Annotated in this window: 3 protein-coding genes; 2 read left to right on the top strand and 1 reads right to left on the bottom strand. The window is 44.6% G+C overall.

Annotation, left to right across the window (positions count from 1 at the left end; translation table 11 throughout):
- On the bottom strand, window positions 1-1,616 hold a 1,616-nt coding region (locus tag I8748_RS03565), incomplete at its 3' end, for a transglutaminase domain-containing protein (protein ID WP_198123293.1).
- A gap of 290 nt (window positions 1,617-1,906) precedes the next feature.
- Here I8748_RS03565 and I8748_RS03560 point away from each other — a divergent pair.
- Together I8748_RS03560 and recF are read left to right on the top strand one after the other, a co-directional pair.
- Complete coding sequence (locus I8748_RS03560; RefSeq protein WP_198123292.1) at window positions 1,907-4,765, top strand: cation-translocating P-type ATPase; 2,859 nt, start codon at window positions 1,907-1,909, stop codon at window positions 4,763-4,765.
- Between the two features lie 142 nt (window positions 4,766-4,907).
- Complete coding sequence (gene recF / locus I8748_RS03555; RefSeq protein WP_198123291.1) at window positions 4,908-6,038, top strand: DNA replication/repair protein RecF; 1,131 nt, start codon at window positions 4,908-4,910, stop codon at window positions 6,036-6,038.
- Window positions 6,039-6,103 lie beyond the last annotated feature (65 nt).

The following is a 6,103-nucleotide window of genomic DNA, read 5'->3' as shown; positions in this document are numbered from 1 at the left end:
TCACCTATGGGAATATCATCTTTGGTAAGGCGGGTGCCTTGGCTGCTTAAGGTTTCAAAGGGGATACCTTTGCCAATTTCAATGTGATACCAGCATAAGCCCATAAAAAAGCGCGTGGGATATGGGCCATTATTCCCTAGATCATCAGGATTAGATTCCATTGGCAACCAGCCAATACCAGGGATATAGAACTCCAGCCAAACGTGATTAAAGTCTGGTTGCAAGGGAACACCTTGCTGTTCGCCATGAGGAGGGCATTTATATCTACCAACGGTGCGGCAGGGAATACCATTTAAACGGCATAGGGCAAGCAAAACTCCTACATATTCACCACAGGAGCCAACACCACGTTCTAAAACTATATCTGGCGTATCAATGTATGGTTTAATACCATAGGATAACTCATCATAAACATAATTGCGGATGCTGTACATTTTCCGCAGTAAATTGGTTTCTGAGCCGATCGCATCACGAGCAGCACGGCGGACAATGGTAGTATCCATTGCCAAATCGTCATCATCCACCAAATAGCGACTTTGAAATTCTGGTGAAAGTTCAGGAGTACCTTCTGTATCTTTTGGTGTAATGCGATACTTAATTCCTCGTACTTCTAACAGTGCTTTCCAACCAAATACATGTCGTTCGCCAGGAGTGAGGGCATCAAACTTAAACACTGCTACACGTTGTCCATCTATCACTTCTTCGGTAAAAGGTAGCCCAATGGGTTCAACGTGTTTGAGCTTTTGGCGCTCAGTTTCTGAGGGCAAAGCAATACGCCATTCTACTTGTGGTAAATAAACCTCCTCTAAAGGGGAAATTTCCTCAGCATAGGACATTTCAATGAGATAGCCATTGGAGAGGGCGTAATGTTTATCTGGCTCGTAATGGTAATACAGCGGGTGAATAAAAGTACGATCGCGGTACGTTAACTCATAATTAGGGTCAGCGTTGGGATTATCTCTGATATAAGGCTCATCCGAAGCATAGGCAATGTAGAGACTTTCCTTACCTGACTCGCTATCAGCGTATACTGCAATGCCAGTGGGAGATTCAAACGGTGTTAGCACACTGAAGTTAACTTCTCCTGTGGCCCTATCCATCGAGTAGACTGTTTGTTCTGTGCGATCGCAAATCCAAAGCGTTTCTTGACTAACTGCCAAATTTTCTATACCAACGCCAGGTGCATAAAATTTGGTAATTTCTTTGCGCGTTTCGCGATCGTATACCAGTATCGACCCTGACTTTTGGCAGCTGATGTAAACCGTTGATTCCCAAACAGCAACGCCGTCAGCGGGATAAGGTAAAGTGACAAAATGCTCCAAACCTAAAGAGGTGAGCTTGGATAGATAGACACTGTGTTCACGAGTTACCCATAAGGTATCTTCCCACACTGCTAGACCAGTGACGCCTGTAAATTCTCTAGTTTGGTGAGGGTTGAGAATTTTGCTGTTGTCAGAAGCAGGATCAATCTCTAGTAGATGGCCTTTGGTAGTATCTATAGCAATGAGTGTATCTTTAATGAAAGCAATGCCACTTAGGGTAGCAGCGGTAAGCGGTCGAATTATCCTTTGCCCAAACATCTGGCTAGCAGTAAAACTAGGGAGTGCAAAACTCATATTAAGCATATTTGTTCAACGGTTTAGCACGCCTAGGATTAATTGTGGCATAACCTTTGACACTAAACCTCAGACTTCTATTACTCTTAATTATCAGTAGAATGTGTTACAAAAAACTCTTTCGTAGGAAATAACACACATATGTCAATAGAGGAAATATTTGTAAATGTGATGAAATGTATATAAACTCATACAAGTTTATATTAGCCCTAATGTTACTTTAGTTGATGGTTTTCCAGCCACCACTAAATTATGATCGAATTTTGTAACCATTTCCTGTAACCTACACAATGTCTGCTAATTCTCTGCCTGAAGGGGCTGCCACTTGGCATAGTTTGGAAGTTAATAAAGCGCTGAACCTGCTTGATAGTAACGCAGACCAAGGCTTAACACCAAAAGAAGTTGAACAGCGGTTGCAGAAATACGGCCCGAACGAACTAGAAGAAAGTGCTGGTCGCAACGCTTGGCAAATTCTGCTGGATCAGTTCACCAACATTATGTTGTTGATGCTGATTGCTGTAGCTTTCATTTCTGGGTTTTTAGACTTTATGTCTTGGCGGGCGGGCGAATTGAAGCCTGGTGAAGTGCCATTCAAAGATACGATCGCTATTTTAGCCATTGTTATCCTCAATGGCATACTTGGCTACATTCAAGAAAGCCGTGCTGAAAAAGCCCTCGCCGCGTTGAAACAACTGGCCTCTCCGTTGGTGCGAGTAATTCGTAACGGCAGAGTAGTGGAGGTAGCAGCCAAAGAATTAGTTCCGGGCGATGTCATGCTGCTGGAAGCAGGGGTACAGATAGCCGCAGATGGACGTATAATCGAAGCTTCTAATTTACAAGTGCGAGAATCGGCACTAACGGGCGAAGCCGAAGCTGTAAATAAACAAGCAACCTTAGTTTTACCTGAAGAAACAGATTTAGGCGATCGCATTAATTTAGTTTTTCAAGGAACCGAAGTTGTCCAAGGAAGAGCAAAGGTTCTGGTAAGCAACACCGGAATGCGAACCGAACTAGGCAAAATTGCTGCCATGTTGCAGGCGGTGGATAGTGAACCGACTCCGTTGCAACAGCGGATGACGCAATTGGGCAACGTTTTGGTGACAGGTTCTTTGATTCTGGTAGCGATTGTCGTTGTTGGCGGTGTTATCCAAGCCAGAGGTTTTAGCAACATCAGAGAACTGTTAGAAGTATCTTTGAGTATGGCGGTTGCTGTGGTGCCGGAAGGTTTACCTGCCGTAATTACCGTTACCCTGGCACTGGGAACTCAGCGGATGGTACGCCGCAATGCCTTAATTCGCAAACTTCCAGCAGTGGAAACATTGGGTTCTGTCACCACCATTTGTTCTGATAAAACCGGCACTTTAACTCAGAACAAAATGGTAGTGCAGTCAGTTTATACGGATAGCAGATCGGTTCGTGTCACGGGAGAAGGTTATGCTCCCACGGGAGATTTTCAATTAAATAATCAAAAAATTCCCGTAGAGTCACATCCAGACATCTTAGCTTTGTTAGTCGCCTGTGCCGTTTGTAATGACTCGGTGCTGCAAAAACAAAACGGCGAATGGGCGATTTTGGGAGATCCTACAGAAGGTGCATTGCTGACATTGGCGGCGAAAGCTGGTATTGAAAAAGACCAGTTGAATAGTAAATTACCGCGTGTAGCGGAGTTTCCTTTTTCCTCAGAACGCAAACGCATGAGCGTGATTTGTCGAGTCGAGCAAGTAGCCACAGGTGAACAATCTTTAACCGCAGTTGACCCAGTGATCGCAAATCTAGTGCAATCGCAAGCGTACTTAATGTTTACCAAAGGTTCACCAGAGATAATCTTGTCACGTTGCACTCAAATTTATTTAGGCGATCACCCAACGCCCTTGACAGAAGAACAACGCCAAAAGGTTCTGGCAGAAAATGACCAAATGGCTAGTAAAGGTCTACGGGTGCTAGGTTTTGCTTATAAACCCCTGAGTGAAGTGCCGCCAGAGGGGTCAGATGAGACATACGAACAAGAATTGGTATGGCTGGGATTGGTGGGAATGCTAGATGCACCACGCCCAGAAGTCAGGGCAGCAGTCCAAGAATGTCGGGAAGCAGGGATTCGCCCAGTGATGATTACTGGCGACCACCAATTAACTGCAAGAGCAATTGCTACCGATTTAGGTATTGCCCAAGCAGGCGATCGCGTTTTGACAGGTCAAGAATTGCAACGCATGAGTGACCAAGAACTAGAGCAAAATGTGGACTTGGTAAGCATTTATGCCAGGGTAGCCCCAGAACACAAGCTGCGAATTGTGCAAGCACTGCAACGTCGAGGCAGATTTGTAGCCATGACAGGCGATGGCGTCAACGATGCCCCAGCTATCAAACAAGCTGACATCGGCATTGCAATGGGTATCACTGGTACTGATGTCAGTAAAGAAGCTAGTGACATGGTACTGCTTGATGACAACTTCGCCACCATTGTCGCCGCTACCAAGGAAGGTAGAGTAGTATACACTAATATTCGCCGCTTTATCAAATACATTTTGGGTAGTAACATTGGCGAAGTTCTCACCATTGCCTCTGCACCCTTAATTGGTTTGGGAGGCGTTCCCCTGACACCCTTGCAAATTTTGTGGATGAACTTGGTAACAGACGGTTTACCAGCCTTGGCATTGGCTGTGGAACCTCCAGAACCAGATGTCATGAAGCGTCCGCCTTTTAGTCCCAGGGAAAGTATCTTCGCTAGGGGCTTGGGTTCTTATATGATTCGCATTGGCATCATTTTTGCCATTATCACCATTTCCTTAATGGCTTGGGCTTATAACCATACCCATGCCGCAGGATATCAAGGCGATCGCGATGCCTGGAAGACAATGGTGTTTACAACTTTGTGTATTGCCCAAATGGGTCATGCCATAGCCATTCGTTCCAATAACCAACTGACCATTGAGATGAATCCCTTCTCCAATCTTTTTGTGTTAGGTGCTGTTGTTGTCACCACAATTTTGCAACTGATGCTAGTTTACGTCCCACCCCTACGAGAATTCTTCGGTACTCACTACCTCAATTTACAAGAATTGGCAATTTGTATTGGTTTCAGTGCTTTGATGTTTGTGTGGGTGGAATTGGAAAAGCTATTTTTGCGGTTTGCAGGCAAGAAGGCTGTGTGAAAGAGTTATGAGTTATGAGTTGTGAGTTATGAGTTGTAAATTCCTAACTTCTGTACGGGCGGGTAAAGTATGCATATCTTGCTACTAATTGGATAAGGTTGCAAAACCCGCCCCTACGCCTCCTAACTCCCAACTTTTGATTATGTATCTCAAAACCCTACATCTGCGGCAGTTTCGCAATTACGAAGAGCAAAAAGTTGAGTTTACTGCTGCTAAAACAATTTTGGTGGGCAATAATGCTCAGGGAAAGTCGAATTTGTTGGAGGCGGTGGAGTTGTTGGCGACATTGCGATCGCACCGTATGGCACGCGATCGCGATTTAGTCAAAGAAGGAGAAGCGATCGCTCAAATTCATGCCACCCTAGAACGACAAACTGGTATCAGTGACTTAACTTTAACTCTTCGTCGCAATGGTCGCCGTAGTGTGGCCCTCAATGGTGAGTCTCTACGGCGACAAATGGACTTTCTCGGTGTCCTGAATGCAGTGCAGTTTTCCAGCTTGGATTTAGAACTAGTGCGCGGTGGCCCCGAAAATCGCCGCAACTGGCTAGATACGTTGTTAATTCAACTTGAACCAGTTTATGCTCACATTTTGCAGCAATATAACCATGTGCTACGCCAACGCAACGCCTTTTTAAAAAAACATCAAGACTCAGTAGGGGCGCAAGGCTTTGCGCCCCTGCATCAGGAACTTGCTGTGTGGGATGCACAATTAGCGACCACAGGTACAAGGGTAATTAGAAGACGCGATCGGGCTATCCAAAGATTAGCCCCCATTGCAGCTGCTTGGCACGCCAATATCAGTGGCAGTACAGAAGTCTTACAAATCAAATATGCGCCTAATGTTCCTTTGGAACAAAACCAACCAGAAGAAGTTCAGCAAGCGTTTTTAACAAAAATTCAACAAAGAGCCGTTGCTGAGTCGTACAGAGGTACTACGCTTGTGGGGCCACATCGCGACGAAGTAGAATTAGCTATTAATCAAACACCCGCTCGTCAATACGGTTCTCAAGGTCAGCAACGAACTTTAGTACTAGCCTTAAAACTAGCAGAATTACAACTAATTGAAGAAGTCGTTAAAGAACCGCCACTACTATTGCTTGATGATGTCTTAGCTGAATTAGACCCATACCGCCAAAATCAATTATTAGATACCATTCAAGACCGTTTTCAAACCCTAATTACTACCACTCATCTGAGTTCTTTTGATTCCCAATGGTTGAATTCTTCCCAAATTCTTTTTGTTAAGGCAGGAGAAATATCAACGAAGTAGTCATTTGTCATTTGGGACTTCCAAGTCAAAAAATATTCTATTGTTCACAGTCATCAGTCAACAGT

It is taken from the genome of Amazonocrinis nigriterrae CENA67, assembly GCF_016056305.1.
Classification (GTDB): Bacteria; Cyanobacteriota; Cyanobacteriia; order Cyanobacteriales; family Nostocaceae; genus Amazonocrinis; species Amazonocrinis nigriterrae.
The sequence above is the reverse complement of the archived record's forward strand: the minus strand, read 5'-3'. Positions and strand labels throughout refer to the sequence as shown.

Bases quoted from the DNA above. Each gene is read 5' to 3' on its own strand.
- I8748_RS03560 (WP_198123292.1), top strand. From the start codon at position 1,907: ATGTCTGCTAATTCTCTGCCTGAAGGGGCTGCCACTTGGCATAGTTTG.
- recF (WP_198123291.1), top strand. From the start codon at position 4,908: ATGTATCTCAAAACCCTACATCTGCGGCAGTTTCGCAATTACGAAGAG.